The following is a 26,010-nucleotide window of genomic DNA, read 5'->3' as shown; positions in this document are numbered from 1 at the left end:
CAACCTACGGGTCTGTAGGATGGGTTGGGGCACGAAACCCATCGGGCGGAGTGGCAGGGCGCACGGATCGTTGGGTTTCGCTGCGCTCTACGCCAACCTACGGAGCTTCTGCCTTCTGGGCGAGTCGTTCGCGGCAGAAGTCGACGAACAGTTGCGCAGGCTTGGTGAGCTGGCCGCGCTTGAGGCGGGCGGCCACCAGGCCGGAGGTGGCGACGGGTTCGGTGATGTCGACGGTGACCACCTTCTTGCCGTCGTAGGTGCATTCGGAGTGGGGGCGGGTGACCAGCAGGGAGAAGCCGAAGCCCTGGCCGACCATGCCGCGCACCATCTCGATCGACGGTGAGCTGAAGACGATGTTGGGCGTCAGGCCCAGTTCATGGAACAGGCTGACGAAGTAGGTGCGGCTCGGCTGCACGTCGAGCAGGATCATTGGCTCCAGGCAGAGGTCGCGCAGGGAGACCTGGGGCTGGCTGGCGAAGCGATGATTCTCCGGCAGCAGCGCGTAGGGCTTCTGCGGCGGCATCAGCGGTTCGGTGGCGATGGTGCTGTCCAGGTCGTGCTCGTAGAGGAAGGCCAGGTCGAAGGTGCCGGCGGTCAGGCCCTGCACCAGTTCCTGCTGCTCGCCGTCGCGGATGCGGATGTCCACGCCGGGGTAGCGCTCGCGGAAGCCCGCGATCAGTTGCGGCAGATAGAGCGGTGCGACGGTCTCGAAGCAGCCGATGTCGATCTGCCCGGCGACGATGTCGTTGTCGGCCAGGGCGTTCTGTTCGAATTCGCGCGCCACCCGCAGCAACTCCTGGGCTTTCTCGTAGAAGCGCGCGCCGCTGGGCGTGAGGGATACGCCCTGGGCGTGGTGGCGGATGAACAGCTGCACACCGAAGCTCTCTTCCAGGCCCTTGATGGCGGTGGAGATGGACGGCTGGGCGATGTACAGCTTGCGCGACGCTTCGGCCACGCTGCCGGCCTCCACTGTCGTCACGAAATACTTGAGTTGTCGCAAGGTATAGGTAGCCACTGGCACCTCCGCTTCTTGTCGGCCGCTGGCGCTTTGCGGGCGGCTCATTCTTCTCGTAGTCGTGAGTGGCACCTTACCCCAGACGCGCCGTGCCAGGCCTGATGGGCTGCCGAGCTTTTTCATATGACTCGAGCATATTTTTAATAATTTTCCTCTGCCGATAGCTGGCGCACCATCTGCCTCGACCCGAATAACAACATGACCGCGACGACGGTCGATCTGGGAGTGCAGCGTGTTAGATCTCGGCTATTGGCAGCAGAAAGCTGCCCGGCAAGCATTCACTGACAAGGCGCTGATCGGCGGCCGCCAGGTGGCCGCCGCCTCCGGTGCCACCTTCGACTCCATCAACCCGGCCACCAATGAGCTGCTGGCCCGCGTCGCCGCCTGCGGCGAGGCTGAGGTCGACCTCGCCGTGCGCACTGCGCGCCGCGCCTACAACGAAGGCCCTTGGGCGCGCATGGCACCGGTGGAGCGCAAGAAGGTGCTGCTGCGCCTTTCCGAACTGATGATGGCCCATCGCGAAGAGCTGGCCCTGCTGGACTCGCTGAACATGGGCAAGCCGGTGATGGATGCCTGGAACATCGACGTGCCCGGCGCCGCCCATGTGTTCGCCTGGTACGGCGAGGCCCTGGACAAGCTCTATGATCAGGTGGCGCCCACTGCGCCGAACGCCCTGGCCACCATCACCCGCGAAGCGCTGGGCGTCGTGGCCGCCGTGGTGCCCTGGAACTTCCCCCTCGACATGGCCGCCTGGAAGCTGGCTCCAGCCCTGGCCGCCGGCAACAGCGTGGTGCTCAAGCCTGCCGAGCAGTCGCCGTTCTCCGCCCTGCGCCTGGCCGAACTGGCGCTGGAAGCCGGGCTGCCGGAAGGCGTGCTGAACGTGGTGCCGGGCCTGGGCGAAAGCGCCGGCAAGGCCTTGGGCCTGCACCCGGATGTGGATTGCCTGGTGTTCACCGGCTCCACCCAGGTGGGCAAGTACTTCATGCAGTACTCGGCGCAGTCCAACCTCAAGCAGGTCTGGCTGGAGTGTGGCGGCAAGAGCCCGAACCTGATCTTCGACGACTGCCGCGACCTGGACCTGGCCGCTGAGAAGGCGGCCTTCGGCATCTTCTTCAACCAGGGCGAGGTCTGCTCGGCCAACTCGCGCCTGTATGTACAGCGCTCGATCCGCGACGAGTTCATCGAACGCCTGCTGGCCAAGGCCCGCGACTGGATGCCCGGCGACCCGCTGGACCCGGCCAGCCGTGCCGGTGCCATCGTCGACGCCGGGCAGACTGCGCGCATCATGTCCTTCATCGAAGGCGCGCAAGGGGAGGGCGCTCGGTTGCTCACCGGGGGGGGTCGCCTGTCCTTCAATGGTTCCAGCAACTTTGTCGAACCCACTGTCTTCGCCGATGTGAGCAGCGACATGCAGTTGGCGCGTGAAGAGGTGTTCGGCCCTGTACTGGCCGTCAGCACGTTCGATACCGAGGAAGAGGCGTTGCGCCTGGCCAACGACAGCATCTATGGCCTGGCTGCCTCGGTGTGGAGCGATGACCTGCACCGTGCCCACCGCGTCGCCCGCGCGCTCAAGGCGGGCACGGTATCGGTCAACACGGTGGACGCCCTGGACGTCACCGTGCCCTTCGGTGGTGGCAAGCAGTCCGGTTTCGGCCGCGACCTCTCGCTGCATTCCTTCGACAAGTACAGCCAACTGAAAACCACCTGGTTCCAGCTGCGCTGAGGTCGCCATGACGACCCGGCCGCGTGCTCCTTCGGTGCGCGGCCGCCCATAACGAGAAACACCTTCCTGTCGCGTGGTGCACGCGCGGGTTCACGGCTTCCTGGCCACGACTGCCTCAGCAACTGACCACAACTTACAAGTAGTGAGGGAGTTTTCATGCTCAAGTCCTTACCGTGCATCCGTGTCGCCTTTGGCGTCGCCCTGCTGGCCGCCGCCGGTGTACCCGCCCAGGCCCAGTCCTCCAGCCTCACCGTGATCTCTTTCGGCGGCGCTACCAAGGCCGCCCAGGATGCGGCCTATTTCAAACCCTTCGAACAGAGCGGCGCCGGCAAGGTGGTCGCTGGTGAGTACAACGGCGAATTGTCCAAGGTGAAGGCGATGGTCGACATCGGCCAAGTCACCTGGGACGTGGTGGAAGTGGAAAGCCCCGAGCTGTTGCGCGGCTGCGAGGAAGGGTTGTTCGAGCGTATCGACCCGGCTCTGCTCGGCGAGTCGGCCAGTTACATGCCCGGCACCGTCAGCGAGTGCGGCGTGGCCAGCTACGTCTGGTCCATGGTGCTGGCCTACAACGCCGACAAGCTGGCCGCCGCACCTGCCTCCTGGGCGGACTTCTGGGATACCCAGCGTTTCCCCGGCAAGCGCGGCCTGCGCAAGGGCGCCAAGTACACCCTGGAAGCCGCGCTGCTGGCCGACGGGGTTAAACGCGAAGACCTCTACAAGGTGCTGGAAACCCCGGATGGTGTGACCCGTGCCTTCCGCAAGCTGGATCAGATCAAGCCCCATATCCAGTGGTGGGAAGCCGGCGCCCAGCCCCCGCAGTGGCTGGTGGCGGGTGATGTGGTGATGTCGGCCGCCTACAACGGTCGCATCGCCGCTGCGCAGAAGGAGGGTTCCAGGCTTGCCATCGTCTGGAACGGCAATCTCTACGACCCGGACCACTGGGCCATTGTCCGCGGCAGCCCGAACAAGGCCCTGGCCGAACGCTTCATTGCCTTCGCCAGCCAGGCGGATACGCAGAAAACCTTCTCCAGCCAGATCCCCTACGGTCCGGTCCACAAGGACGCCTTGGCCGCACTGCCCGCCGCCACCCAGATGCAACTGCCCACCGCGCCGGCGAACCTGGCCGATGCGCAATTGGTCAGCGCGGAGTTCTGGGTCAACCACGGCGAGGAGCTGGAGGAGCGCTTCAACGCCTGGGCGGCACGTTGAACATTGCGCCCCGCAGACGCCGGAAGTGCGGCGAGCGGGCGGGGCGTGACTGGCGGGGCCGGACCTTACCGCGCCCTGCACTACCAGTGCTCGTCGGTGGTTACGGCCGGGCGGGCCAATAACAAGTACAAGATCGGGAGAATGTCATGAGTGCAAGTGTGTCCGTTCCTGCCCATGGGCAGGTGGAAGAGGGCGGATTCCGCCGCGTGCTGGGCCTTGGCGCGCTATTGGCGGTGGCCATCGGCTTGGTGGTGTCCCAGGGTGTGATGGTGCTGATGCTGCAGGGCGCCGGTTTCTCCGGGTTGGGCTTCATCGTCCCGCTGGGGCTGGCCTACCTGCTGGCCCTGAGTTACGCGTTTTCCTTCTCCGAACTGTCGCTGATGATTCCCCGTGCCGGCGGCCTTTCCAGCTACACCGAGGTTGCCCTGGGGCATTTCCCGGCCATCCTGGCGACCTTCTCCGGCTATGTGGTGGTGGCGATGTTCGCCTTGTCGGCCGAACTGCTGCTGCTCGACCTGATCGTCGGCAAGGTCTATCCGGGTGTGTTCCCGCCCTTCAGCGTCGCCTTCGGCGTGCTCGGCCTGTTCACCGTGCTCAACCTGATGGGCATCGACATCTTCGCCAAGCTGCAGACCGCCTTGGCGGTGGTGATGGTGATCGTGCTGCTGGTGCTGGGCTTGGCCGCTGTCGTTGAAGGCGCGCCCAGCGAAACCGCCAGCACGGTGCTGCACGGTGACTGGAACCCCATGGGGGCGGGTGTGCTGACCCTTACCGCACTGGCCGTGTGGGGCTTCGTCGGCGCCGAGTTCGTCTGCCCGCTGGTGGAGGAAACCAAGCGTCCCGCGCGCAACATCCCGCGTTCGATGATCATCGGCCTGACCGTCATTTTCATCACCATTGCGCTCTACTGCCTGGGTGCACTGTTCATGGTGCCCACCGAGGCCCTGACCACCGACGCACTGCCGCACTACCTGTTCGCCACCACGGTGTTCGGCAAGGCGGGTGAAGTGTTCCTGGTGATCGCCGCGGTCACCGCCACCTGCAGCACCCTGAACACCTCGCTGGCGGCCATCCCGCGCATGCTCTATGGCATGGCACAGAACGGCCAGGCTTTCCCGCAGTTCAAGCTGCTCAGCCCGCGCGCCCGCACGCCCTGGGTGGCGGTACTGTTCGTGGCCGCCATTACCGGCCTGCCGATTCTGGTCATGGGCCAGGATGCCGCCTCCATCAACCTGCTGCTGCTCGCCGCGGCCCTGGCCTGGCTGCTGGCCTACATCATCGTGCACCTGGATGTGATCGCCCTGCGTCGCCGTTACCCGGCTATCGCCCGACCGTTCAGCACGCCGTTCTACCCGCTGCCGCAGCTGTTCGGCATCGTCGGCATGCTCTACGCCATCTGGTACGCCTCGCCCAGCCCGGACATGACCGGCAAGATTTTCGGCATTGCCGGTGTGGTGCTGGCGCTGGTGTCGCTGATTGCCGTGGTCTGGATCAAGGTCGTGATGCGCAAGGACCTGTTCCGCCCTGAGCCGCTGGAGCAGACCCAGTGACTCACCGCGACTGAATGCAGGGTCGGGCGACATGCAGTTCGTCGCCCGGATACCTGCCCGCAAGCCCGGCACCCGGCCGGGCATCGGGCGCCTGGGCGCTCGGCGGGTAGGGCAGCTTTTTCGTATAGCTCGAAGACATATTTAGTATTTTCCCTGCCCATCGGCTTCGGCCAGCATCGGTACAGCTGAATAGCGGGAAGAGGAGACCCCCAAAGATGAACGCTCAATTCCAGGCACAACGCGAAACCCGTGATTACCAGGCAGCGGATGCGGCCCACCACATCCATGCCTTCCTCGACCAGAAGGCGCTGAACGCCGAAGGGCCGCGAGTGATCGTCGGTGGCGAGCGCCTCCACCTCTGGGACAACGACGGCAAGCGCTACCTCGACGGCATGTCCGGCCTGTGGTGCACCAACCTCGGCTACGGCCGCAAGGACCTCACCGCTGCTGCTACCCGCCAGTTGGAGCAACTGCCGTACTACAACATGTTCTTCCACACCACCCACCCGGCGGTGGTGGAACTGTCGGAGCTGCTGTTCAGCCTGCTGCCGGGCCACTACAGCCACGCCATCTACACCAACTCCGGCTCCGAGGCCAACGAGGTGCTGATCCGCACCGTACGCCGCTATTGGCAGATCCTCGGCAAGCCCGAGAAGAAGATCATGATCGGTCGCTGGAACGGCTACCACGGCTCCACCCTGGGCGCTACGGCGCTGGGCGGCATGAAATTCATGCACGAGATGGGCGGCATGCTGCCGGACATCGCCCACATCGATGAGCCTTACTACTTCGCCAACGGCGGCGACCTGACTCCTGAGGAGTTCGGCCTGCGTGCGGCGCGCCAGTTGGAAGAGAAAATCCTCGAACTGGGCGCCGACAAGGTTGCCGCCTTCGTTGCCGAACCTTTCCAGGGGGCCGGCGGCATGATCTTCCCGCCGGAAACCTACTGGCCGGAAATCCAGCGCATCTGCCGCAAGTACGACGTGCTGCTGTGTGCCGATGAAGTGATTGGCGGCTTCGGCCGTACCGGCGAATGGTTCGCCCACCAGCACTTCGGCTTCGAGCCGGACACCCTGTCCATCGCCAAGGGCCTGACCTCCGGCTACATCCCCATGGGCGGCCTGATCCTCAGCAAGCGCATGGCCGAAGTGCTGGTCGAGCAGGGCGGTGTGTTCGCCCACGGCCTGACCTACTCCGGCCACCCGGTGGCCGCGGCGGTGGCCCTGGCGAACCTCAAGGCACTGCGCGACGAAGGTGTGGTGACCCAGGTGAAGACCGACACCGGCCCTTACCTGCAGCAATGCCTGCGCGAAGTGTTCGGCAACCACCCGCTGGTAGGCGATATCCAGGGCGCTGGTCTGGTTGCCGCGCTGCAGTTCGCCGAAGACAAGGCCACCCGCAAGCGCTTCGCCAACGAGAACGACATCGCCTGGCGTTGCCGCACCATCGGCTTCGAGGAGGGACTGATCATACGCTCCACCCTCGGTCGCATGATCATGGCGCCGGCCCTCGTGGCCACCCGTGCCGAGATCGACGAGCTGGTCAGCAAGACGAAGATCGCGGTGGATCGCACCGCGCAGGAGCTGGGACGTCTCTAGTCCCGCTACGGACCACCGGCGACCAGGGCCGGCGGTCCGCCACCACAGCTGCTAGGCAGTGTTACGGCGCCCGGGATTGCTGCCCGCGCGCCGTTTTTTTCTGTCGGAATTCAGGTGTCGTATAGATCCTTTGCAGGGGCGAATTCATTCGCCAAGCAGGCCGAAGGTCTGCCCCCGGAATTCCAATGGGTCGCTTCGCAACCCTTGGCGGATGAATTCCCCCTACACGAGCAAACGCTCAAGGATTTATGGGTCCTCCCCGCGACGAACGGTTTGAGAAGGTATATTGCGGTCGTAATATTATGAGTGTAATTTAAGCGCACTGCTCACCCCCGAGCCCTTCCCCTGGAGACTGAACCATGAGCGAACACAAGCATCAAGGCGTGGCCCTGATCACTGGCGCGTCCACCGGCATCGGTGCCACCTATGCCAAGCGCCTGGCCGAGCGGGGTCATGACCTGCTGCTGGTCGCCCGTGACCAGAACCGCCTGGAAGCCCTGGCAGCCGAACTGCGCCAGCAGGCCGGCGTGAAGGTGGAAGTGCTGAAGGCCGACCTGACCGACAAGGCCGATCTGACCCGCGTTGCCCAGCGCTTGCGCAGCGACTCCGCCATCAGCGTGCTAGTGAACAATGCCGGCGTGGCCGTCAGCGGCAGCCTGCTGGATACCGACCTCGACCGCTTCGACGCGATGATCCAGCTCAACGTGGTAGCCGTGACCCACCTGGCCGCCGCCGCTGCCGCCAACTTCGTCGCCCAGGGACGCGGCACCATCATCAACATAGCCTCCGTGCTGGCCCTGGCGCCGGAAATGTTCAACGGCACCTACAGCGGCACCAAGGCTTTCGTGCTCAACCTCAGCCAGTCGTTGAATTCGGAAGTGAAGGACAAGGGCGTGCGTGTGCAGGTAGTACTGCCGGGGGCGACCCGTACCGAAATCTGGGAGCGCTCGGGCACCGGTATCGAGAACATCCCGCAGGAAATCCTGATGGACGTGGTCGAGATGGTGGATGCCGCGCTGGCCGGTCTGGATCAGGGCGAACTGGTGACTATCCCCTCGCTGCCGGAGCAAGGCGACTGGGAGCGCTTCACGGCGGCCCGCTTCCACATGGCACCGAACCTGTCGCGTTCGTCGGCGGCGGATCGCTACAAGGCCTGATTGGCTCTCCAATGCAAAAGGCCGGGCGAATGCCCGGCCTCTTGCTTCGCGAGTGAGTTCGTTCCCGCAAGAGGGAAGGGAATCAGGCGAAAACGAAGTACTTGCGCACCGTCTCCACCACTTCCCAGGTGCCTTTCATGCCGGGTTCGATCACGAACACGTCGCCGGCCTTCAGGTGCTTCGGCTGCTCGCCTTCCGGGGTGATGATGCAGTAGCCATCCAGGAAGTGGCAGTACTCCCACTTCTCGTAGTTGACCTCGAACTTGCCGGGTGTGCAGATCCAGGTGCCCATGATCTTGCTGCCGTCCTTGGACAGGTAGGCGTTGAGGTTCACGGTGTGCGGATCGCCGCCGATGCGCTTCCACTTGGTGGCGTCCAGGACGGGGGTAGGGCAGGTCTCGCGCAGGACGGTGATGAAGTCGGACATTTCAGCTCCAGACAATCTGATGAAAGGCCCGTCACCATAGGTCTAATGATCTGCCGGGAGTTGTCTGGATTCGACCCCCAGGTGTCTATGAACGCGCCGGCAAAATGGGCAAAAGGGCGCTAACGTGAATCCAGGGGGCCGATTCTTCCGGTCTCAGGCGGCGGCCCGTGTCGGGTTGCCTCGGCAGTAGCCGGTGGGGCGGGGGCGCTCCACGAGGAGGTGCTCTCATGAACACCCAGTGGTTCAGCCATGACAACGCCGCCTCGGAGGGCAGCTTCGACAAGTGGTGGGACACCTATGGCGAATGGTTCGACTCCGAGGATCAGTTGCTCAGTGGCGAAAGCGGCATCCAGCGCCTGCATACCCAGGATGGTCGGTTGCTCTACAGCAAGCGGCAGATCAACCACTTCCACCACGACCTGGTCCACCCGTTCGGCGAGCCGACCATCCTCCATGAAATGAGAGCCCTGCAGGCCCTGGCCAAGCTGGGGGTACGCGTGCCCAAGGTGGTGTTCAGCGCCGCACGCAAGACCGAAACCGAATGGCAGGCGTTGCTCATCACCGAAAGCCTCGACGGCTTCATCAGTCTCGAAGCGTGGTATGCGCAGCCAATGCCGGCCAGTCTGCGCCAGCAGATGATCCAGCAACTGGCCAACAACATAGCGCGCATGCACCGTGCCGGCTGGGAGCACGGTCGGCTCTATCCGAAGAACATCTTCGTCAAAGTCACCGGTGAACGGGAGCCGCATGTGGAGGTCGCCCTGCTTGGCCTGGCCAAGGCCAATCATCGCCTGACCGCCTACAGTGCATCGAAGCACGACTACGAGCAGTTCAAGCAGCATCGAAAGCCCATGCCGGATGAGGACTGGAAAGCCTTTGCGACGGTGTACCGGGACGTGATGGAGAGCGATTACACGCGTTAGCCCGGCAGGTTTCGCCAGCGCGGTTAGCCCCGCGCCCTCTGGGAGGGCCGGGGCGAATGAATCAGCTATGTCTGCGTAATGCGCTGGAATCACTTGTAGGCGCTGGCTCTTGGTCCGATGGTAAATCTCTCGCAACAGCTAACGCAGACGTGGCGAATGAATTCGCCCCCACCGGGCCTGCCATTCCCGGTAGGCGCCCTTCATGCACCGCGCACAAGGCCGATACCCGGCCGCCTGTGCCGTGGCTGCATCAAGGAAGAACACCCGCGCCGATACATACCCGCCACGCGCAATGGCGCGCAGGGCAGTGGGGCAGGCGAGGCGGCCGTAGATACGTGTCCGGCGATGCCCGCCCAGGGTGCCGGGCACCGGGCTGGCGTACGGCTTGCCGTCCGCCCCCAGCAGGGTCCAGCGTTTCACCCTTCGGCCTCGCGCTCCAGCAGGCGGCGCTTGCGCTCCACGCCCCAGCGGTAGCCGGAGAGGTTGCCGTCGCTGCGTACAACCCGGTGGCAGGGAATGGCCACGGCGATGCTGTTGGCCGCGCAGGCCTGGGCCACGGCACGCACGGCGCGGGGCGAGCCGATGCGCTCGGCAATCTCCGCATAGCTGGCGGTGCTGCCAGGCGGGATTTCCCGCAGCGCCTGCCAGACCCGCTCCTGAAAGGCCGTGCCGCGTACATCCAGCGGCAGGTCCAGGCCCAGTTGCGGCGCTTCGATGAAGCCAATGACTTTGGCCACCAGTTGCTCGAAGTCGCTGTCGCCCCCGATCAGCCGGGCGCGGGGGAACTTGTCCTGCAGGTCACGCAGCAGGGCGTCCGGGTCATCGCCGAGGAGAATGGCGCATACGCCAACGCCGCTCTGCGCCACCAGGAAGGAGCCCAGGGAACATTCGCCCAGCGCGAAGCGGATTTCATTGTTGACGCCGCCGGCACGGTAGTCGGCGGGCTTCATGCCCAGCACCTGGGCGGAGTCGGCGTAGAAGCGGCTGTTGGAGTTGAAGCCGGCGTCGTAGATCACCTCGGTCACCGAGGTGCCAGCGCCCAATTGATCGCGCACCTTGCGGGCGCGGCGAGCGCGGGCATAGGCCTTGGGGGTGACGCCGGTGACTGCCTTGAACACCCGATGGAAGTGCGACGCGCTCATGCCCACCGACTCGGCCAAGGCCTCCAGTCCTGGCGCTTCCTCGGCGCTTTCGATCTGCCGGCAGGCGGCCGACACCAGCGCCGCGTGTTGCGCGGCAACGCTGGTCATGTCCGCAGCGGCGCGGCGGCTGGGGCGGTAGCCGGCGGCTTCGGCCGCTTCCGCGCTGTCGAAGAACTCCACATTCTCCGGACGCGGCAGGCGGGTGGGGCTGCTGGGGCGGCAATAGATGCCGGTGGTTTTCACCGCGTAGACGAACTGCCGATCGGCGGCCGGGTCGCGGGCCTGCACGGCGGCCCAGCGGGGGTCCTGTTCGATGGCGGTCCTGGCAGAGGGCTTCATGGCGCTTTCCGCTTGCTGTTCGGTCATGGCAGAGAGTATGCGGGCAGGATAGCGCCCGCATCCCGACTCTTGCTGTCGAATTCAGCGGCGCGAATACACCTTGAAGAGTGTCTGGTCCAGCTCGCTTGGGGCGCCGAAGTAGCGGGTATAAAGCGGCACGATGTCACCGGAGCGATAGAGCTGGCTCAGCGCCGTATCCACCTGCAGGCGGAAGTCCTCGTCGCCGCGGGCCATGGCCATGGATACCGGCTCGAACTCGAAGCGGCGGTCCAGCACCATCAGGTTGGTGTTGGCTGTGTCCCGTGCCACCAGGCTGCGCAGGATCATCTGGTTGGAGAAGAATGCGTCCACCTTGCCGCTGGCCACGTGCTCCACGCCCTCGGCCGGACTGGCCACGGTCTCCAGGGTGATCTGCACCTTCAGCAGACGCAGCCTCTCCCGCGCCCACTCTTCCACCAGCGTCCCGCCTTGCACCGCGAAGCGGTGGGCCGTAAGGCCGCGATTAAGCGTGGCGCGCCAGGTGGGGCCGGTTTGTTCCACCTCGCCATTGAGCACTCTGACCAGCGACGGCGGGGCGTTCTTGCGCAGCACCACGCCAATGCCAGCGGTGTACACCGGCAGCGAGAAGGCCAGGTTCTGCCGACGCTTCAAGGTTTCCACCATGGGGCTGCAGAGCAGGTCCACGCCCGCTTCCTGCACGACGTCCAGGGCCTTGTCCGGCGCCAGGGGCACGAAGCGCACCTTGAGTGACCCCAGGCCAGGAAGGGTACGCAGTTGCTCGGTGACTTTCTGGCACAGGTCGATGGCGTAGCCGGAAGCGCCTTCACCCTCGGCCGAGGAGAACGGCGGCTGGTCCGGCAAGTAGCCGAGGGTGAGGGTGCCGCTGGCGCGGATGCGGTCCAGGGTCTGGGCGGGGGCCAGTGACGGCAGCAGCAGCGCCGCTATCAGGGGCAGCCAGAGCGTTGTTTTCCGGTTCATGCCTTGTCCTCCAGACCGAGGGCGCGAGCCTGCGCGGCGCGCTCTTCGAGGAAGCGGTCGGCGATGTAGCCGAACATCAGGTAGCCCACGGCGGTGACGATCATGCCGCCGAACACCGCCTCCGTCCCCGAGGCGTAGAGCGCATAGAAGCTGTAGGCCATCGCAATGAGCAGCACCACCACGTTGCGGTGGTGCGGGAAACCCGTCACGCCGGCCTTCTGCATGATGACCAGCAGCGCCGAAAGCGAGGTGATGTAGGGAATGATGTTGGTCACGGCCGCCAGGTTGACCAGCTTGCCGAACTGCTCCGAGGCATTGGGCGAGATGGTGGAGATCGCCATGCCGCTCTGCAGAACGGCATTGGCGATCAGCCCGGCGACAGGGGCGCCCAGCAGCGAGACCTTGGCAAACAGCGTCGGAAACATCTTCTGGTCGGCGGTGACCTTGGCGGTCTGCGCCAGGGTGAATTGCCAGCCCAGTAGCGAGCCGACGCAGGCCATCACCGCCAGGCCCATGATCACGTCACCCACCAGCGGATTGAACATTTTCGCGTAGACGAAGGCGAAGGGCGCGCTGGAGTTGGCCAGTTCGGGGTTGGGCACGATGCCCATGATCACCGAGGTCGAGAGTACGTAGACCACCGCAGCGCCCAGCGTGCCCATCAGGCAGGCCAGCGGCACGTTGCGCTTGGGGTTCTCCACGGCATCGGAGTTCTGCGCCGCGGACTCCATGCCGAGGAAGGCCCAGAGGGTCAGCGGAATGCTCTGGGTGATGGCATCGTTGGTGGAGATGTCGTTGGGGTTCCAGGCCGCCGCGAAGATGCTGGCGTCGAACCAGAACCAGCCGATGACTGACAGCCCCGCCACCGGGATGATCACCCCCCAGACCGTGATCGAACCGATGTGCCCGGTGATTTTCGGTCCGCCGAAGTTGGCCAGGGTGGTCAGCCAGATCAGCCCCACGGCGCCGATGAACAGCGGGATGGCGCCGGAACCCAGCCAGGGGAAGAAGGGCGTCAGGTAACCCACGGCGGAAATGGCGATGGCCACGTTGCCGATGGCCAGCGAGAGGAAGTACAGGTAGGAACAGAGGAAGAAGGCCGACTTGCCGTGGGCTTCCTCCGTGTACGCCGACATCCCGCCTGAACGGGCGCAAAAGATGCCGCACTGGGCGAAGCAATAAGCGATGGCCATGGAGCCTATCGCCGTGATGATCCAGGACAGCAGGGAGATCGCCCCCAACTGGGCCATGCTGGAGGGCAGCATGATGATGCCGGAGCCCATCATGTTCACCGCCACCAGGGTGGTGAGTGCGGTCAGGCTCATTTTCTTGCCGGAGGCGGCCATGTCTGGCTCCTTGCTGGAAAGGCGTATCCAGAACGATAGGCTGCTCCCGGCATAGTTGCTGCCGGCCAGGGAGTAGAATTCACTTTCCTGCCCTATCCCGTCCCGAGTTGCCCATGCCCCTGAAGCCCGAAGACCTCGCCAGCATCACTGCCATCACCCTCGACGACTACAACCGCAACGCCGAGGGCTTCCGCGAAGGCACTCGCGACCACGACGTGAGCCAGAACATCGAGGCGATGCTGCGGCATATCCGGGGACGCGCGCCGTTCACCCTCCTCGACTTCGGCTGTGGCCCCGGCCGCGACCTGCAAACCTTCACCCATCTGGGGCACTGCGCTGTCGGCCTGGACGGCGCGGAAAGCTTCGTTGCCATGGCTCGTGCCGACTCCGGCTGCGAAGTCTGGCACCAGGACTTCCTCGCCCTCGACCTGCCTGCGAGCCGCTTCGACGGCATCTTCGCCAACGCCAGCCTGTTTCACGTTCCGCGCCAGGAACTGCCCCGCGTCCTGCGCCAGCTGCACGCCACGCTGAAACCCGGCGGCGTGCTCTTCAGCTCCAACCCGCGCGGGCAGAACGACGAAGGCTGGAGCGGAACCCGCTACGGCGCCTGGCACGATTATGAAAGCTGGAAAGCCCTGCTGGAGTCGGCCGGTTTTGAAGCCGTGGAGCACTACTACCGTCCGACCGGCCTGCCACGGGAGCAGCAGCCGTGGTTGGCGAGTGTGTGGCGCAAGGGCGCTCGGTAGGGGCTTGCAATCGTAGGTTGCGGCTGAGCTCTGCGAAGCCCAACGTTTACGGTCACGTCCACGCGTTGGGCTTCGTTCCTCTGTCCGACCTACCGCAGGCCTGCTTGGCGAATGAACTGGCCCCACAGGGAGCCCTGTCAGGCTCGAATAGAGACTTCACCCCTTGCGCGGCATTTCCTTCGGCAGGTCTTTCCCCGCTTCGGGCACCTTGGGGTGGGTGAGGGCCTGGCGCACCTTCTCGTAATCGTCGTAGGGCAGGCCGGCGCGGCTGAGCATTTCCAGGGCGAACTGCTTTACCTCGGCGTCGGTGTAGGGGCGTTGCTCCGGTTCGGGTTGGCTGGCGCATCCGTTGAGGATCAGTGCCATTACGGCCAGCGCAAGGATGTGTGCGTGTTTCATGGGGTGGCCCCGAGCGGTGTGTGGTTCAGAGCGCGCAGGCTACCAATGGCCGGGGAGGGGGGAAAATCATCCCCACCGATAATGACTATTTCGTTACTCGCAAGTATGGCGGTTGCAGTGAATTACTTAGGGAACTAACCTTTTCGACTTCGCCTCCCAGGGCATACCGGTGGGCCCTTCATCTGCACCCTGTGCTGCGGGACGCCATCGAACGACAAGACGCGGACGCCGCCGCTGCGGCCAACCGTGCGTTGCTGATCTGACTTCGCCCCCTTTCTGGAACTGCCTTGCATGAATGCCCCGAACCCCCTGGATGACCCCAAGCCGGCCTGCCCACCGGAAGAACTGCTGATCGACGCCGAGGCCGACGACGAACCCCAACCCCATGCGCTGCATGGCAGTACCTGGCTGCTGTTGGTGGGGTTGGTGATGGTGGCGCTGAACCTGCGCCCGGCGCTGTCGAGTCTGGCGCCAATGCTGAACATGGTGCGCGAGGCCACGGGCCTGTCAGCCACCGGCGCCGGACTCCTGACCACCTTGCCGGTGCTCTGCCTCGGCCTGTTCGCGCCACTGGCGCCCCTGCTGGCGCGACGCCTGGGCAGCGAACGCACGGTGCTGCTGATCCTCCTCACCCTGGCCGGCGGCATCGTCCTGCGCAGCCTGTTCCCGGTCGCCGGATTGTTCCTCGGCAGCCTGGTGGCCGGGGCGAGCATCGGCATTATCGGCGTGCTGCTGCCGGGGATCGTCAAGCGCGACTTCCCGCATATCGCCGGGCTGATGACCGGGGTCTACACGATGGCCCTGTGCCTGGGCGCGGCGCTGGCTGCGGGCGCCACGGTGCCGCTGGCCGAGCTGCTGGACCACGCCTGGCAACCGGCGCTGGCCTTCTGGGCGCTGCCGGCGATCCTCGCCGCGCTGATCTGGCTGCCCCAGGCGCGCCAGGGCCAACACGCCCATCGACAGGCCTACAAGGTGACGGGCCTGTGGCGCGACCCGCTGGCCTGGCAAGTGACGTTCTACATGGGTCTGCAATCGTCCCTGGCCTACATCGTCTTTGGCTGGCTGCCGTCGATCCTGACCGACCGTGGACTCTCCGCGGTGGAGGCAGGACTGGTGCTGTCAGGCTCGGTGATGACGCAGCTGATCAGCGCCCTTGGCGCCCCCTGGCTGGCTACCCGCGGCCGCGACCAGCGTCTGGCCGTGGTGCTGGTGATGGGCCTGACCCTGGCCGGCTTGCTGGGCATGCTCTATGCGCCGCTCACTGGAATCTGGGGCTGGGCGGTGGTGCTGGGCCTGGGTCAGGGCGGCACCTTCAGCATCGCCCTGGCGCTGATCGTGCTGCGCTCGCGGGATGCCCACGTGGCTGCCAACCTCTCCGGCATGGCCCAGGGCGTGGGCTACACCCTGGCCGCCATGGGGCCGCTGATGGTGGGGGTGGTGCATGACCTGACCCACGGCTGGAGCGCGGTAGGGATCATCTTCGTCGTCATCAGCCTGGCGGCTACCGCATTCGGCCTCGGTGCCGGGCGCAACCTGTATGTGGCCGCCCGCAGCGAGCACCTCTGAGGCCCGGACCCATTCGTAGGATGTGGTAGAGCGAAGCGAAACCCATCAGCATCGGGCCCCGGTGTGGCGCGCTGGTGGAAGTGAAGAGCGACTTCCACCCTTGTGGCCCGTGCGAAACCGCGTTCCGCGTCAGGGCCGCCAGTTGGCGTTGAACTGCTCCGCCAGCTTTTGCTGGCGGAAGCGCTCGACGATGAAGTCGATGAATACGCGGGTCTTGGCCGGCAGTAACTTCTGCGCGCTGAAGTAGAGGGACAGGCTGCCGGTATCCACATACCAGTCCGGCAGCACGCGTTCCAGGGTGCCGCGCTTGAGGTGGGGCAGGGCGTGTACGGTGCTGACCAGTGTGACGCCCAGCCCTTGCATGGCCGCATGGCAGGCGGCCTCCGGGTCGGTCATGGCCATGCGCAGCTTCAGTTCGAACGTCGCCTGGCGGTCGTCGCGGGTACGCAACGGCCAGCTGCGCACGCGCCCGGTCTGGGGCGAGCGGATGAGGATGCCGTCGTGCCGGGCGAGATCTTCCGGTGATTCGATGGCCGGGCTGCGCGCCAGGTAATCCTTGGACGCCAGCAGCACGCGGTGGGCCGGCCCCAACTGGCGGGCAATTACCCCAGGTGGCAGCTCGAAGCCGCCACCGATGGCGGCATCGAAGCCTTCACCGATCAGGTCCACGGGGCGATTGTCGAACTGCCAGTCGGGGACGATGGCCGGGTAGCGGGCGAGGAAGTCGGCGAGGTGCGGCAGGATGTAGTCGCGGCCAAAAGCCACGCCCATGCTCACCTTGAGCGTGCCTGCCGGCTGGCCCTGGCTGCTGGCGAGGTTCGCCACCGCCCCCTGGATGCTCGCCAGCCCGCCACTCACCTCCGCCAGAAAACGCTCGCCGGCTTCGGTCAGGGTCAGGCGCCGGGTGCTGCGCAGGAACAGCCGAACGCCAAGATTGGATTCCAGCCGAGCCACATTCTTGCCCACCGCGGCGGGGGTCAAGCCCAGGCGCCGCGCGGCTTCGGCAAAGCTGCCAGCCTCGGCGGCGCGCACGAAGCACTCGATGCTGCTGAGGGTTTCCATGGGGTCTCCATAAACCATTGGTATCGACTGAATATAGCGATTGCCGGCTTATCGGTTGTGAATCGGAGGCCAATACTGGGGCCGTACTCAACCACACCCCTGGTTCCCGGAGATTCCTCAATGAGCACCCACAAAACCCTCGAAGGCAAAGTCGCATTCATCCAGGGCGGTTCCCGCGGCATTGGTGCCGCGACTGCCAAGCGCCTGGCAAAGGAAGGCGCCGCCGTCGCCCTGACCTACGTTGCATCCGCCAGCAGCGCACTTGAAGTGGTCCAGGCCATCGAAGCCGCTGGTGGCCGCGCCATCGCCATCAAGGCGGACAGCCGCGATGAGCAGGCCATCCGCGCTGCCATCCGCCACACGGTGGAAACCTACGGCCGCCTCGACATCCTGGTGAACAACGCTGGCGTGCTGGCCGTGGCGCCCATCGAAGAGTTCAGCATCGACGACCTGGACCGTACGCTGGACGTCAACGTTCGCAGTGTGGTGATCGCCAGCCAGGAAGCCGCCCGTGTGATGGGCGAGGGCGGTCGCATCATTACGATCGGCAGCACCAATGCCGAGCGCATGCCGTTTGCGGGCGGCTCGGTGTACGCCCTGAGCAAGGCGGCGGTGGCCGGCTTCACCAAGGGCCTGGCCCGTGACCTGGGGCCGCGTGGCATCACGGTCAACAACGTGCAACCGGGCCCGGTGGACACCGAGATGAACCCCGACCAGGGCGAGTTCGCTGAATCCCTCAAGCAGATCATGGCCCTGCCGCGCTATGGCCAGGCCGAGGAGATCGCCAGCTTCGTGGCCTACCTGGCCGGCCCGGAGGCGGGATACATCACCGGCGCCAACCTGATGATCGACGGTGGCTTCTCGGCCTGAGGACGGGCGGGAAAGGCTTCCGCAATTGGATGGGGCGGGCGAAACCCATGCGGACCGTGATCGATGGGTTTCGCAGGCTCTACCCATCCTACAAACGCACGTGGACCCTACAGGAGCTGAGTCAGCCTGTCCCGCAACGCCTGGTCGGGTTCCTTCCCCCGCCCGGCCTGGAGGTTGTCCAGCATGTGGCGGGGGTTGCCCGTTCCGGGGATCACGCAGGTTACCGCCGGGTGGCTCAGGCAGAACTTCAGCAAGAGTTGCGGCCAACTGGTGCAGTCGTAGTCGGCGGCCCAATCCGGTAGTGGTTGCGGCAAGAGGTTGCGCAGCAGGTTGCCGCCGCCGAATGGGCGGTTGACCAGCACTGCCACGCCGCGCTCCTGCGCCAGGGGCAGGATGCGCGCTTCGGCGTCGCGGTCGTTGAGTGCGTAGTTGACTTGCAGGAAGTCCAGCTTCTCGGCGCGTAGCACCTTTTCCAGTTCGTCATACGCGCTGGAGGTGTAGTGAGTGACGCCTAGGTAGCGGATGCGGCCTTCCTCCTTCCATTGCCGCAGCGTTGTCAGGTGCTCCTTCCAGTCCACCAGGTTGTGTACCTGCATCAGGTCGATGCGCTGGCGCTGCAACAGGCGCATGGAGTGTTGCATCTGTTTCACGCCGCCCTGACGCCCCTGGGTCCAGACCTTGGTGGCGACGAAGGCATGCTCATGGGCCTTCAGCTCGTTCAGCAAGCCGCCGATCACTTCTTCCGCCTGGCCGTACATGGGTGAGCTGTCGATCACCGAGCCGCCGGCCGCGAAGAGCGCTTCCAGTACCTTGCGGCAGTCGGCCCAGGCCTCGCTGGCATCATGGGAGATGTCGAAGCCCCGGTAGGTGCCGACGCCGATCACGGACAACTGCTCGCCGCTGGATGGGATGGCGCGGCGGCGCAATGGATGCGGCTCCAAGTCGGCGCCGAGGCTGAATGGGCTCATGGCCAGAAGTGCCGTACCCGCACTGAGGCGGAGGAATTCGGCGCGGGTGATACCGGTTCTCATGGCTTGGCCTCCTGTGGGCTTGCCGAGGATTCAGTGTGCTCGTGCCGCACGCCCAGGCGCCAGCCCAGTACGGACCAGGCCACGGCTACGCCTGCGCCAACCAGCGCCACCGTGGCGGCAGCAAGGCCGATGCCGATGAGCAGCGTGTTGAGCCAGGCGCTGAGGGCGTCGCCTCCGCGATAGACCACGGTGTCGATGAAGTTCTTCGCCCGGTACTTCTGCTGGGCGCCGAGCGGTACGAAGAGCATTTCCCGCCCCGGCCGAATGAAGGCGTACTCGCCCACGCGACGCAGCACCATCACCCCGGCCAACACGGCGAATTGCGGCAGCAACGCCAGGGCGAGAAAGCCCAGGGCGACCAGCAGCGGCACCACTGCCAACAGGGCGCCAACGCCGAAACGCTGGGCCACGCGCCCGGCGACGAAGAGCTGGCAGATCAGGGATAGCGACTGCACGCTGAAGTCGATCAGGGCGAACACACGGACCTGCTGTCGACTGTCCGGGAACAGCGCTGCCACCAGCCGTGCCTGCTCGAAGTAGAGGAACGTGCTGGTGCAGGACAGCAGCAGGACGAAGGTGCAAATACCCAGCAAATAGGGAGAGCCCAGCACCAGGCTGATACCAGAGAAGGGATTGCCGGGCACCGGGCGCTCCGGTGGTTCGCTTTCTGCGCCGGGCCTTCCTGCCCCACCGATACCGCGCCAGGTCATCAGGAACCGGCGCAGGGCCAGGGTCGGCAGCAGGAGCAGGGCGGCCAAGGCCAGCAGCCCTGCCGTGCCCAGAGGCTCCACCAGCAGGCCGCCCAGTACAGGACCGAGCAACCCGCCCAGGCTGGCCCCGGCGGCGATGGAGGGGAAGAGGCGTTTGGACTGGCGTCGATCGAACACATCCGCCAGCAGGCTCCAGGCCAGCGACACCACGAACAGGTTGTAGACCGACAGCCAGACATAGAAGGCCCGCGCCACCCACAGCGGGTCCGGCGTGCGCCACAGCAGCCAGGCGAAGCCCAGCAGGTTGCTGGCGAAGAACAGGTAGACACAGTCGAGGAACACCCGTCGCGGTACCCGCGCGTTCAACCAGCCGTAGGCCGGCACCGCCAGCAGCATGACGACGAAGGTGGCGCTGAACAGCCATTGCAGGTTCTCGACACCGCCGGCGATGCCCATGGTTTCGCGCACCGGCCGCAGCATGAAGTAGCCGCCGAACAGGCACAGCAGCAGGGCGAAGGCGGCCAGGGCCGGGGCCAGTTCACCGGCCCTGGCGTGGATGGCGCGGTGGAGAAGGGGCATGGCGGTGGTTTATGTGAGGTGGTCTGGAGGTTTTAGACCATGCAGGGGCGGGGCGCTGGCGGGCAGGGGGGCGTTGTGGGGGCGAATGAAATCGCCCCCACAGAAAAGCAGGGTCCGAGATCTACAACCCGTACTTCTTCACTTTGTCGAACAGTGTGGTCTTGGCCATGCCCAGGGCGATGCAGGCCTGGCTGAGGTTGCCACCATGGCGTTCGAGGGCGGCGCTGAGCAGGGATTTCTCGAAGGCTTCCACTGCTTCTGCAAAGCGGGGGTCGTTGCCGTCCGGGGTCTGGCTGCTCTTCTTGAATACCGGCAGCCCGAGGGCAAAGCGTTCGGCGACGTTGCGCAGTTCGCGCACGTTGCCTGGCCAGTCGTGGGCCATCAGCGCGGAAACGGTGGCGTTGTCCAGCTCGGGGACAGCGCGGTCGAATCGCAGGGAAGAGAGCTGCAGGAAGTGCTCGAACAGCAGCAGGATGTCTTCGCGACGATCACGCAGGGGCGGCAGTTCCAGGGTGACCACGTTCAGTCGGTAATACAGGTCGCTGCGGAAGCGCCCAGCCTTGCCTTCCTCGTCCAGGTCGAACTTGGTGGCGGCGATGACGCGGCAGTCCACCGGGATCGACTGGTTGGAGCCCAGGCGCTCCAGGGTCTGCTCCTGCAGGACGCGGAGGAACTTGATCTGCAGGTTGATCGGCATGCTCTCGATCTCGTCGAGGAACAGGGTGCCCTGGTGGGCGTGCTCGATCTTGCCGATTCGGCGCTTGCCGGCGCCGGTGAAGGCGTGGGCTTCGTGGCCGAAGATTTCGCTGTCGAAGAGGTTTTCCGGCAGGCCGCCGCAATTGAGGGCGACGAACTGTTTGGTCTGGCGCCGGCTGTAGTCGTGCAGGCAGCGGGCGACCAGCTCCTTGCCGGTACCGGTTTCGCCCTCGATCAGCACATTGGCCGAGGTGTCGGCGACATTGGCGATCAGTTCGCGCAGGGCCTGGATGGCCGGCGAACGGCCGATGATGCGTTGTTCGAGCGAGTGCCGGCCGGCCAACTGGCGACGCAGGTTCGTCACTTCCCGGGCCAGGGCGCGTTGCTCCAGGGCGCGGCGCGCGACGTCCACCAGGCGCTCGGGGGAGAAGGGTTTCTCCATGAAGTCATAGGCGCCGTCACGCATCGCTTGCACCGCCATGGAGATGTCGCCATGGCCGGTAATGAGGACCACGGGCAGGCTGCGGTCGCGACTCTTCAGGCGTTCGAGCAGGGTCAGGCCATCCATGCCGGGCAGGCGGATGTCGCTGATGACGATGCCGGCGAAGTCCTCGCCGATTTTCTGCAGGGCTTGCTCGGCGCTGCTGACGCCGATGCTGGGAATGTCTTCCAGGGCCAGGGCCTGCTGGCAGCCCATCAGTACGTGGGGGTCGTCTTCGACGATGAGAACGCTGAGCAACTCGGTCATGAGGCGGGGCTCGCGGGAGATTTTTCAGGGCTTTCCATGCGTGGCAGGCACAGCTCGAAGGCGGTACCGCCGGTATCCGGGTGGTGCGCCGCCAGACTGCCACCGGCGGCGGTGGCGAGGCTGGCGGATAGGGTCAGGCCGAGGCCCAGGCCGTGTTCGCCGGGCTTGGTGGTGAAGAACGGTTCGAACAGGTGAACGCGGTTGGCCGGGTCGATGCCGGGGCCGTTGTCGCGCACCTGAAGCCGGTATTTGTCGCCATCGATCTGGCCGCTGAGCCAGAGTTGGCAGTCGGATTGGCCGCTCATTGCATCCAGGGCGTTGGCGATGAGGTTGACCAGGATCTGCTCCAGGCGGGTCTGGTCGATGGCGAGCAACTCGTCGGCAAAGTCCCGGTGCAGGGTCAGCGGCGTGCGCTCCAGGCGGGTTTGCAGAAGGAACAGTGCGGCATCCACCGCCTTGCCCAGGCGTGCCTGGCCGTGGTCGTCGGAGCGCCGGGCGAAGGCGCGCAGGCTGGCAGTGATTCGGCCCATGCGGTCGACCAGCTCGTTGATCGCCGCCAGGTTGGTGCTAGCGGTGTCCAGGGCGCCGCGCGCCAGGAAGCGCACGGTGTTGCCAGAGAGGGTACGCAGGGCCGCGAGCGGCTGGTTGAGCTCGTGGGCGATGCTGGTGGACATCTGCCCGATCACCGCCAGTTTGCCGGCCTGGACCAGTCCGTCCTGCGCTTTGCGCAGGTTGTCCTCGGTCTGCTTGCGTTCGCGGATCTCCGCCAGCAGCCGGCTGTTGCTGGCGCGCAGGTCCTGAGTGCGTTCGGCGATCTTGCGTTCCAGCTCGTTGTTGGCCGCCAGCAATGCTTCACGAGCGGCCAGCCGGGTCGCGATGACCTTGCGTCGCTCGTTCCAGGCGATGAGCAGGAAAGCCAGCAGGGCGAAGCCGACGGCGGCGAGCATGCCCTGGATCACCGCTTCGCGGCGCAAGTCGGCCAGTGGGGAAAGCAGGGTGAAGTGCCAGGGCGTGTCGCTGAGGGTGCGGGTCTGGGCCAGGTAGGCGACTTCGCCTTCCGCCTCGCCCTGGGGGCCGCTGGCGGCGAAGCTGATGGCTTCCAGGCCCTCGCCCAGCACCTGGCGGGTGCGTGGTTCCCATTCGTTCAGCGCCCACCAGTAGTACTGCAGGCTGCGCGCCAGGCGCTCCTTGTCTTCGGCCGAAAGCGGGCGCACGGCCTTCATGCGCAGGGCCGGGTCGCTGGACAGGATGATGATGCCGTTCTCGTCACTGACGAAGGCTTGCAGGCGGGCCTTTTCCCAACGCTCTTGCAGGGCCTCGAGCTTCACCTTGACCACCGCGACACCAATGATCCGGCCCTGGTAGCGCAGGCCGTGGGCCAGGTAGTAACCGGCCTCGCCGGTGGTGCTGCCAATACCGTAGAAGCGGCCGGGGCGGCCGTGTATGGCTTCCTCGAAATAGGCGCGGAAGGACAGGTCCTCGCCCAGGTAACTGTCGCTGTCGCGCCAGTTGCTGGTAGCCAGTACGCGGCCACTGGTGTCCAGCAGGTAGATGGCGCGGGCGCCGCTTCTGCGATTCAGGCCTTCGAGGTAGTCGTTGACCAGATTGCGCCGATAGGGCGTGGGGTTGAGCAGCAGGTGACTGACGCTGGACTCCAGCTCCAGCAGGCTGGGCAGGTAGGTGTAGCGGTTGATCTCGCTTTCCACGGCGCGGGCGTGGAGTTCCAGCTGGCGCTCGCCGTTATCCCGCAGTTGACGGATGCCCGACTCCTCACTGAGGTGATAGCCGACGTAGCCGAAGCCCAGCATGCACAGGAGCAGCAGCAGGAATAGCAGGGAGTGGCGAAGCAGGCGCGGTTTCACGGTCAATGCGGGCGGCACGGCGCGGAGGCTGGCGGTAGGGCATTGCATCATAGACATCCGGGCCGTTCCAGTCGGTACCGCGTGCGGGTGCCGAATGGTGGAGTGGGGCCGTAGGAGCCAGCTTGCTGGCGAAGTGCTCGGGGCCATTCGCAAGCAAGCTCGCTCCTACAGGTGCATCAGTGCTGGAGGATCTTCGCGAGGAACTGCTGGGCGCGGTCGGAGCGGGCGTTGACGTCCCCGAAGAACTCGGTTTTGGCGCAGTCTTCGACGATCTGCCCGCGATCCATGAAGATCACCCGGTCGGCGACCTTGCGGGCGAAGCCCATCTCGTGGGTCACGCACATCATGGTCATGCCTTCCTGGGCCAGCTCGACCATCACGTCGAGCACTTCGTTGACCATCTCCGGGTCCAGCGCCGAAGTGGGCTCGTCGAACAGCATTACCACCGGGTCCATGGCCAGGGCGCGGGCAATGGCGACGCGCTGCTGCTGGCCACCGGAGAGCTGGCCGGGGTGCTTGTGGGCGTGGGCCTTGAGGCCGACGCGGTCGAGCAGCTTCAGGCCCTTGTCCATGGCTTCGTCCTTGCCACGGCCGAGCACTTTCGTCTGGGCGATGGTGAGGTTCTCGGTGATGGACAGGTGCGGGAACAGCTCGAAGTGCTGGAACACCATGCCGACGCGGGAGCGCAGCTTGGGCAGGTTGGTGGCCTTGTCGGCGATGGAAGTACCGTCGACCACGATGTCGCCCTTCTGGAAGGGCTCCAGGGCGTTCACGCACTTGATCAGGGTGGATTTGCCCGAGCCGGACGGGCCGCACACCACCACGACTTCACCTTTCTTCACCTCGGTGCTGCAGTCGGTCAGCACCTGGAAGTCCCCATACCACTTGTTGACGTTCTTGATGGAAATCATACGGCTAACCTTTTCTGCAGGAGTTTGACCAGCTGGGAAGCGATGAAGCTGACGCTGAAGTAGACGAGGCCGGCGAAGATGAGGAACTCATGGGGCTGGCCAATGATGTCGCCACGGGAGCGGGCGGCGTTGAGGAAGTCCATCAGGCCCACGGTGTAAACCAGCGAGGTGTCCTGGAACAGGATGATGCTCTGCTGCAGCAGCAGCGGAGTCATCTTGCGGAAGGCCTGGGGCAGGATGATCAGGCGCATGCACTGGCCATAGGTCATGCCAAGCGCCTGTGCCGCTCCCATCTGGCCTTTCGGGATGGCCTGGATGCCGGCGCGGACGATTTCGCAGAAATACGCCGCCTCGAACATCATGAAGGCCACCAGGCACGAGGTGAACGCGCCTACCGGAGTATCTTCGCCGGTGATCGCCCGCAGCAGGAAGGGCACCGCGAAGTAGAACCAGGTGATCACCAGCAGCAGCGGGATGGAGCGGAAGTAGTTGACGTACAGCCCGGCCACTTTCGACAGCATCGGGTTGTGCGACAGGCGCATGAGGGCCAGTACGGTACCCAGGGCGACGCCACCGAACACACCCAGCAGCATCAGCTTGAGGGTCATCAGCAGGCCGTCGGCCAGGCCCGGCAGGGCGGGGATGATTGCGCTGAAATCCATCATTTACCCCCTACGGAGATCAGGCCGGGCACCGCCACTTTCCGTTCCACCGTGCGCATGATCAGCATCAGGCTCATGTTCAGGGTGAAGTAGATCAGGGTGGCCAGGGTGAAGGCTTCGAACAGGTTCGCGGAGAACTCGGCGGTCTGCTTGGTCTGCGCCAGCAGTTCCATCAGGCCGATCAGCGAGGCCACCGAGGAGTTCTTGAAGATGTTGAGGAACTCGCTGGTGAGCGGCGGAATAATGATGCGGAAGGCCTGGGGCAGCAGCACGTAGCGGTAGATCTGCGGCAGGCGGAAACCCATGGCGCGGGCAGCGCCGAGCTGGCCCTTGGGCAGTGCCTGGATACCAGTGCGCACCTGCTCGCAAACGCGTGCGGCGGTGAACAGGCCGAGGCAGACCACCACGCTGAGATAGGCCGAGGTGGCTGGGTTGAGGTCCTGCTTGAACCAGATTTCCAGCGGTTCGGGCAAGAGGTCCGGCACCAGGAAGTACCAGAGGAACAGCTGCACCAGCAGCGGCACGTTGCGGAAGACTTCCACGTAGAGGGTAGCGATGCCGGATACCCAGCGGTTCGGTACGGTGCGCATCACGCCGAGCAAGGAGCCCAGCAGCAAGGCAATGATCCAGCCCGCCAGGGCGATGGCGATGGTCCAGCCCAGGCCGGTGACGAACCAGTCCAGGTAGATTTCGCTGCCGATCCCGGTGGACTTGAAGAACACGCCCCAGTCCCAGTTGTAATTCATCAGGGTTGTCCCCGT

At 65.3% G+C, this 26,010-nt stretch carries 24 protein-coding genes and 1 pseudogene; 10 read left to right on the top strand and 15 right to left on the bottom strand.

All coding sequences use genetic code 11. The annotated features are described in order from the left end of the window. Window positions 1-97: 97 nt before the first annotated feature. Window positions 98-1,015 (bottom strand): LysR family transcriptional regulator, encoded by a 918-nt coding sequence (locus G559_RS0125545; RefSeq protein ID WP_028630945.1) that lies wholly within the window; start codon window positions 1,013-1,015, stop codon window positions 98-100. Between the two features lie 232 nt (window positions 1,016-1,247). Between G559_RS0125545 and G559_RS0125540 the strand changes: the two genes are divergently transcribed. From G559_RS0125540 to G559_RS0125520, 5 genes are all read left to right on the top strand, one after another. Beyond that, on the top strand, window positions 1,248-2,738 hold the full coding sequence (locus G559_RS0125540; protein WP_028630944.1) for an aldehyde dehydrogenase: 1,491 nt from the start codon (window positions 1,248-1,250) through the stop codon (window positions 2,736-2,738). Window positions 2,739-2,894: 156 nt separating this feature from the next. Beyond that, window positions 2,895-3,947, top strand: coding sequence for an ABC transporter substrate-binding protein (locus G559_RS0125535; RefSeq protein ID WP_028630943.1), 1,053 nt, complete (start codon window positions 2,895-2,897; stop codon window positions 3,945-3,947). A gap of 146 nt (window positions 3,948-4,093) precedes the next feature. After that, window positions 4,094-5,497 carry an APC family permease gene (locus tag G559_RS29380; protein WP_036997888.1) on the top strand — a complete coding sequence of 468 codons (1,404 nt, stop codon included), beginning with the start codon at window positions 4,094-4,096 and terminating at the stop codon, window positions 5,495-5,497. Window positions 5,498-5,712: 215 nt separating this feature from the next. Next, window positions 5,713-7,095 (top strand): aspartate aminotransferase family protein, encoded by a 1,383-nt coding sequence (locus G559_RS0125525; protein WP_028630942.1) that lies wholly within the window; start codon window positions 5,713-5,715, stop codon window positions 7,093-7,095. A 359-nt stretch (window positions 7,096-7,454) separates the two neighbouring features. Further along, on the top strand, window positions 7,455-8,252 hold the full coding sequence (locus G559_RS0125520) for an SDR family NAD(P)-dependent oxidoreductase (RefSeq protein WP_028630941.1): 798 nt from the start codon (window positions 7,455-7,457) through the stop codon (window positions 8,250-8,252). An 82-nt stretch (window positions 8,253-8,334) separates the two neighbouring features. Here G559_RS0125520 and G559_RS0125515 read toward each other — a convergent pair whose 3' ends face one another. Continuing rightward, window positions 8,335-8,679, bottom strand: a complete 345-nt coding sequence (locus tag G559_RS0125515; RefSeq protein WP_028630940.1) for a cupin domain-containing protein — start codon at window positions 8,677-8,679, stop codon at window positions 8,335-8,337. A 227-nt stretch (window positions 8,680-8,906) separates the two neighbouring features. On the opposite strand from G559_RS0125515, the gene G559_RS0125510 reads away from it, so the two are divergent. Then, window positions 8,907-9,602, top strand: a complete 696-nt coding sequence (locus G559_RS0125510; protein ID WP_028630939.1) for a lipopolysaccharide kinase InaA family protein — start codon at window positions 8,907-8,909, stop codon at window positions 9,600-9,602. 138 nt (window positions 9,603-9,740) lie between these two features. Here G559_RS0125510 and G559_RS30155 read toward each other — a convergent pair whose 3' ends face one another. From G559_RS30155 to potE, 4 genes are all read right to left on the bottom strand, one after another. Next, a complete protein-coding gene (locus tag G559_RS30155) occupies window positions 9,741-10,022 on the bottom strand; it encodes an Ada metal-binding domain-containing protein (RefSeq protein ID WP_081668170.1) in 282 nt (93 codons plus the stop codon). After that, window positions 10,019-11,083 (bottom strand): bifunctional DNA-binding transcriptional regulator/O6-methylguanine-DNA methyltransferase Ada, encoded by a 1,065-nt coding sequence (ada, locus tag G559_RS0125505; RefSeq protein ID WP_028630938.1) that lies wholly within the window; start codon window positions 11,081-11,083, stop codon window positions 10,019-10,021. The genes G559_RS30155 and ada overlap by 4 nt, the downstream gene beginning before the upstream one ends. Window positions 11,084-11,164: 81 nt before the next feature. Continuing rightward, the gene (locus G559_RS0125500; RefSeq protein ID WP_028630937.1) at window positions 11,165-12,061 is read right to left on the bottom strand and encodes an amino acid ABC transporter substrate-binding protein; all 897 of its coding nucleotides are present in this window, start codon (window positions 12,059-12,061) and stop codon (window positions 11,165-11,167) included. Then, window positions 12,058-13,407 carry a putrescine-ornithine antiporter gene (potE, locus tag G559_RS0125495; protein ID WP_028630936.1) on the bottom strand — a complete coding sequence of 450 codons (1,350 nt, stop codon included), beginning with the start codon at window positions 13,405-13,407 and terminating at the stop codon, window positions 12,058-12,060. Before potE ends, G559_RS0125500 begins: the two co-directional genes overlap by 4 nt. A 113-nt stretch (window positions 13,408-13,520) precedes the next feature. Between potE and G559_RS0125490 the strand changes: the two genes are divergently transcribed. Beyond that, the gene (locus G559_RS0125490; RefSeq protein ID WP_028630935.1) at window positions 13,521-14,153 is read left to right on the top strand and encodes a class I SAM-dependent methyltransferase; all 633 of its coding nucleotides are present in this window, start codon (window positions 13,521-13,523) and stop codon (window positions 14,151-14,153) included. 156 nt (window positions 14,154-14,309) lie between these two features. Here the strand turns inward: G559_RS0125490 and G559_RS0125485 are convergent, their stop codons facing one another. Next, a complete protein-coding gene (locus G559_RS0125485) occupies window positions 14,310-14,552 on the bottom strand; it encodes a hypothetical protein (protein WP_028630934.1) in 243 nt (80 codons plus the stop codon). Window positions 14,553-14,734: 182 nt separating this feature from the next. Here G559_RS0125485 and G559_RS30550 point away from each other — a divergent pair. Both G559_RS30550 and G559_RS0125480 read left to right on the top strand, forming a co-directional pair. Then, window positions 14,735-14,815, top strand: a pseudogene (locus G559_RS30550) (GntR family transcriptional regulator); the annotation flags it as partial. A gap of 28 nt (window positions 14,816-14,843) precedes the next feature. Beyond that, window positions 14,844-16,118, top strand: a complete 1,275-nt coding sequence (locus G559_RS0125480; RefSeq protein WP_051246906.1) for a CynX/NimT family MFS transporter — start codon at window positions 14,844-14,846, stop codon at window positions 16,116-16,118. A 129-nt stretch (window positions 16,119-16,247) separates the two neighbouring features. Here the strand turns inward: G559_RS0125480 and G559_RS0125475 are convergent, their stop codons facing one another. Then, window positions 16,248-17,180, bottom strand: coding sequence for a LysR family transcriptional regulator (locus G559_RS0125475; protein ID WP_028630932.1), 933 nt, complete (start codon window positions 17,178-17,180; stop codon window positions 16,248-16,250). Window positions 17,181-17,300: 120 nt separating this feature from the next. On the opposite strand from G559_RS0125475, the gene G559_RS0125470 reads away from it, so the two are divergent. Continuing rightward, window positions 17,301-18,050, top strand: coding sequence for a 3-oxoacyl-ACP reductase family protein (locus G559_RS0125470; protein ID WP_028630931.1), 750 nt, complete (start codon window positions 17,301-17,303; stop codon window positions 18,048-18,050). A 107-nt stretch (window positions 18,051-18,157) separates the two neighbouring features. Here the strand turns inward: G559_RS0125470 and G559_RS0125465 are convergent, their stop codons facing one another. The 7 genes from G559_RS0125465 to G559_RS0125435 form a co-directional block, all read right to left on the bottom strand. Continuing rightward, window positions 18,158-19,081 (bottom strand): aldo/keto reductase, encoded by a 924-nt coding sequence (locus G559_RS0125465; protein WP_028630930.1) that lies wholly within the window; start codon window positions 19,079-19,081, stop codon window positions 18,158-18,160. Continuing rightward, a complete protein-coding gene (locus G559_RS0125460) occupies window positions 19,078-20,370 on the bottom strand; it encodes an NTP/NDP exchange transporter (RefSeq protein ID WP_028630929.1) in 1,293 nt (430 codons plus the stop codon). Before G559_RS0125460 ends, G559_RS0125465 begins: the two co-directional genes overlap by 4 nt. A 121-nt stretch (window positions 20,371-20,491) precedes the next feature. Next, window positions 20,492-21,814, bottom strand: coding sequence for a two-component response regulator AauR (gene aauR, locus G559_RS0125455; protein ID WP_028630928.1), 1,323 nt, complete (start codon window positions 21,812-21,814; stop codon window positions 20,492-20,494). Then, a complete protein-coding gene (locus G559_RS0125450; RefSeq protein WP_028630927.1) occupies window positions 21,811-23,724 on the bottom strand; it encodes a sensor histidine kinase in 1,914 nt (637 codons plus the stop codon). Before G559_RS0125450 ends, aauR begins: the two co-directional genes overlap by 4 nt. A 128-nt stretch (window positions 23,725-23,852) precedes the next feature. Continuing rightward, entirely contained in the window at window positions 23,853-24,587 is a 735-nt protein-coding gene (locus tag G559_RS0125445) for an amino acid ABC transporter ATP-binding protein (RefSeq protein ID WP_028630926.1), read from the bottom strand. Next, window positions 24,584-25,252, bottom strand: coding sequence for an amino acid ABC transporter permease (locus G559_RS0125440; RefSeq protein ID WP_028630925.1), 669 nt, complete (start codon window positions 25,250-25,252; stop codon window positions 24,584-24,586). Before G559_RS0125440 ends, G559_RS0125445 begins: the two co-directional genes overlap by 4 nt. Next, a complete protein-coding gene (locus G559_RS0125435; RefSeq protein WP_028630924.1) occupies window positions 25,249-25,995 on the bottom strand; it encodes an amino acid ABC transporter permease in 747 nt (248 codons plus the stop codon). The genes G559_RS0125440 and G559_RS0125435 overlap by 4 nt, the downstream gene beginning before the upstream one ends. Window positions 25,996-26,010 lie beyond the last annotated feature (15 nt).

Origin of the sequence: Metapseudomonas resinovorans DSM 21078, assembly GCF_000423545.1 — a bacterium.
Taxonomy (GTDB): Bacteria; Pseudomonadota; Gammaproteobacteria; order Pseudomonadales; family Pseudomonadaceae; genus Metapseudomonas; species Metapseudomonas resinovorans.
This window is presented reverse-complemented; position numbering and strand designations above follow the sequence as displayed.

Bases quoted from the DNA above. Each gene is read 5' to 3' on its own strand.
- G559_RS0125515 (WP_028630940.1), bottom strand. From the start codon at position 8,679: ATGTCCGACTTCATCACCGTCCTGCGCGAGACCTGCCCTACCCCCGTC.
- G559_RS0125525 (WP_028630942.1), top strand. From the start codon at position 5,713: ATGAACGCTCAATTCCAGGCACAACGCGAAACCCGTGATTACCAGGCA.
- G559_RS0125435 (WP_028630924.1), bottom strand. From the start codon at position 25,995: ATGAATTACAACTGGGACTGGGGCGTGTTCTTCAAGTCCACCGGGATC.
- ada (WP_028630938.1), bottom strand. From the start codon at position 11,083: ATGAAGCCCTCTGCCAGGACCGCCATCGAACAGGACCCCCGCTGGGCC.
- G559_RS0125500 (WP_028630937.1), bottom strand. From the start codon at position 12,061: ATGAACCGGAAAACAACGCTCTGGCTGCCCCTGATAGCGGCGCTGCTG.
- G559_RS0125450 (WP_028630927.1), bottom strand. From the start codon at position 23,724: ATGCAATGCCCTACCGCCAGCCTCCGCGCCGTGCCGCCCGCATTGACC.
- G559_RS0125480 (WP_051246906.1), top strand. From the start codon at position 14,844: ATGAATGCCCCGAACCCCCTGGATGACCCCAAGCCGGCCTGCCCACCG.
- G559_RS0125485 (WP_028630934.1), bottom strand. From the start codon at position 14,552: ATGAAACACGCACACATCCTTGCGCTGGCCGTAATGGCACTGATCCTC.
- G559_RS0125490 (WP_028630935.1), top strand. From the start codon at position 13,521: ATGCCCCTGAAGCCCGAAGACCTCGCCAGCATCACTGCCATCACCCTC.
- G559_RS0125460 (WP_028630929.1), bottom strand. From the start codon at position 20,370: ATGCCCCTTCTCCACCGCGCCATCCACGCCAGGGCCGGTGAACTGGCC.
- G559_RS0125440 (WP_028630925.1), bottom strand. From the start codon at position 25,252: ATGATGGATTTCAGCGCAATCATCCCCGCCCTGCCGGGCCTGGCCGAC.
- G559_RS0125520 (WP_028630941.1), top strand. From the start codon at position 7,455: ATGAGCGAACACAAGCATCAAGGCGTGGCCCTGATCACTGGCGCGTCC.
- G559_RS0125535 (WP_028630943.1), top strand. From the start codon at position 2,895: ATGCTCAAGTCCTTACCGTGCATCCGTGTCGCCTTTGGCGTCGCCCTG.
- G559_RS0125445 (WP_028630926.1), bottom strand. From the start codon at position 24,587: ATGATTTCCATCAAGAACGTCAACAAGTGGTATGGGGACTTCCAGGTG.
- aauR (WP_028630928.1), bottom strand. From the start codon at position 21,814: ATGACCGAGTTGCTCAGCGTTCTCATCGTCGAAGACGACCCCCACGTA.
- potE (WP_028630936.1), bottom strand. From the start codon at position 13,407: ATGGCCGCCTCCGGCAAGAAAATGAGCCTGACCGCACTCACCACCCTG.
- G559_RS0125465 (WP_028630930.1), bottom strand. From the start codon at position 19,081: ATGAGAACCGGTATCACCCGCGCCGAATTCCTCCGCCTCAGTGCGGGT.
- G559_RS29380 (WP_036997888.1), top strand. From the start codon at position 4,094: ATGAGTGCAAGTGTGTCCGTTCCTGCCCATGGGCAGGTGGAAGAGGGC.
- G559_RS0125470 (WP_028630931.1), top strand. From the start codon at position 17,301: ATGAGCACCCACAAAACCCTCGAAGGCAAAGTCGCATTCATCCAGGGC.
- G559_RS0125475 (WP_028630932.1), bottom strand. From the start codon at position 17,180: ATGGAAACCCTCAGCAGCATCGAGTGCTTCGTGCGCGCCGCCGAGGCT.
- G559_RS0125510 (WP_028630939.1), top strand. From the start codon at position 8,907: ATGAACACCCAGTGGTTCAGCCATGACAACGCCGCCTCGGAGGGCAGC.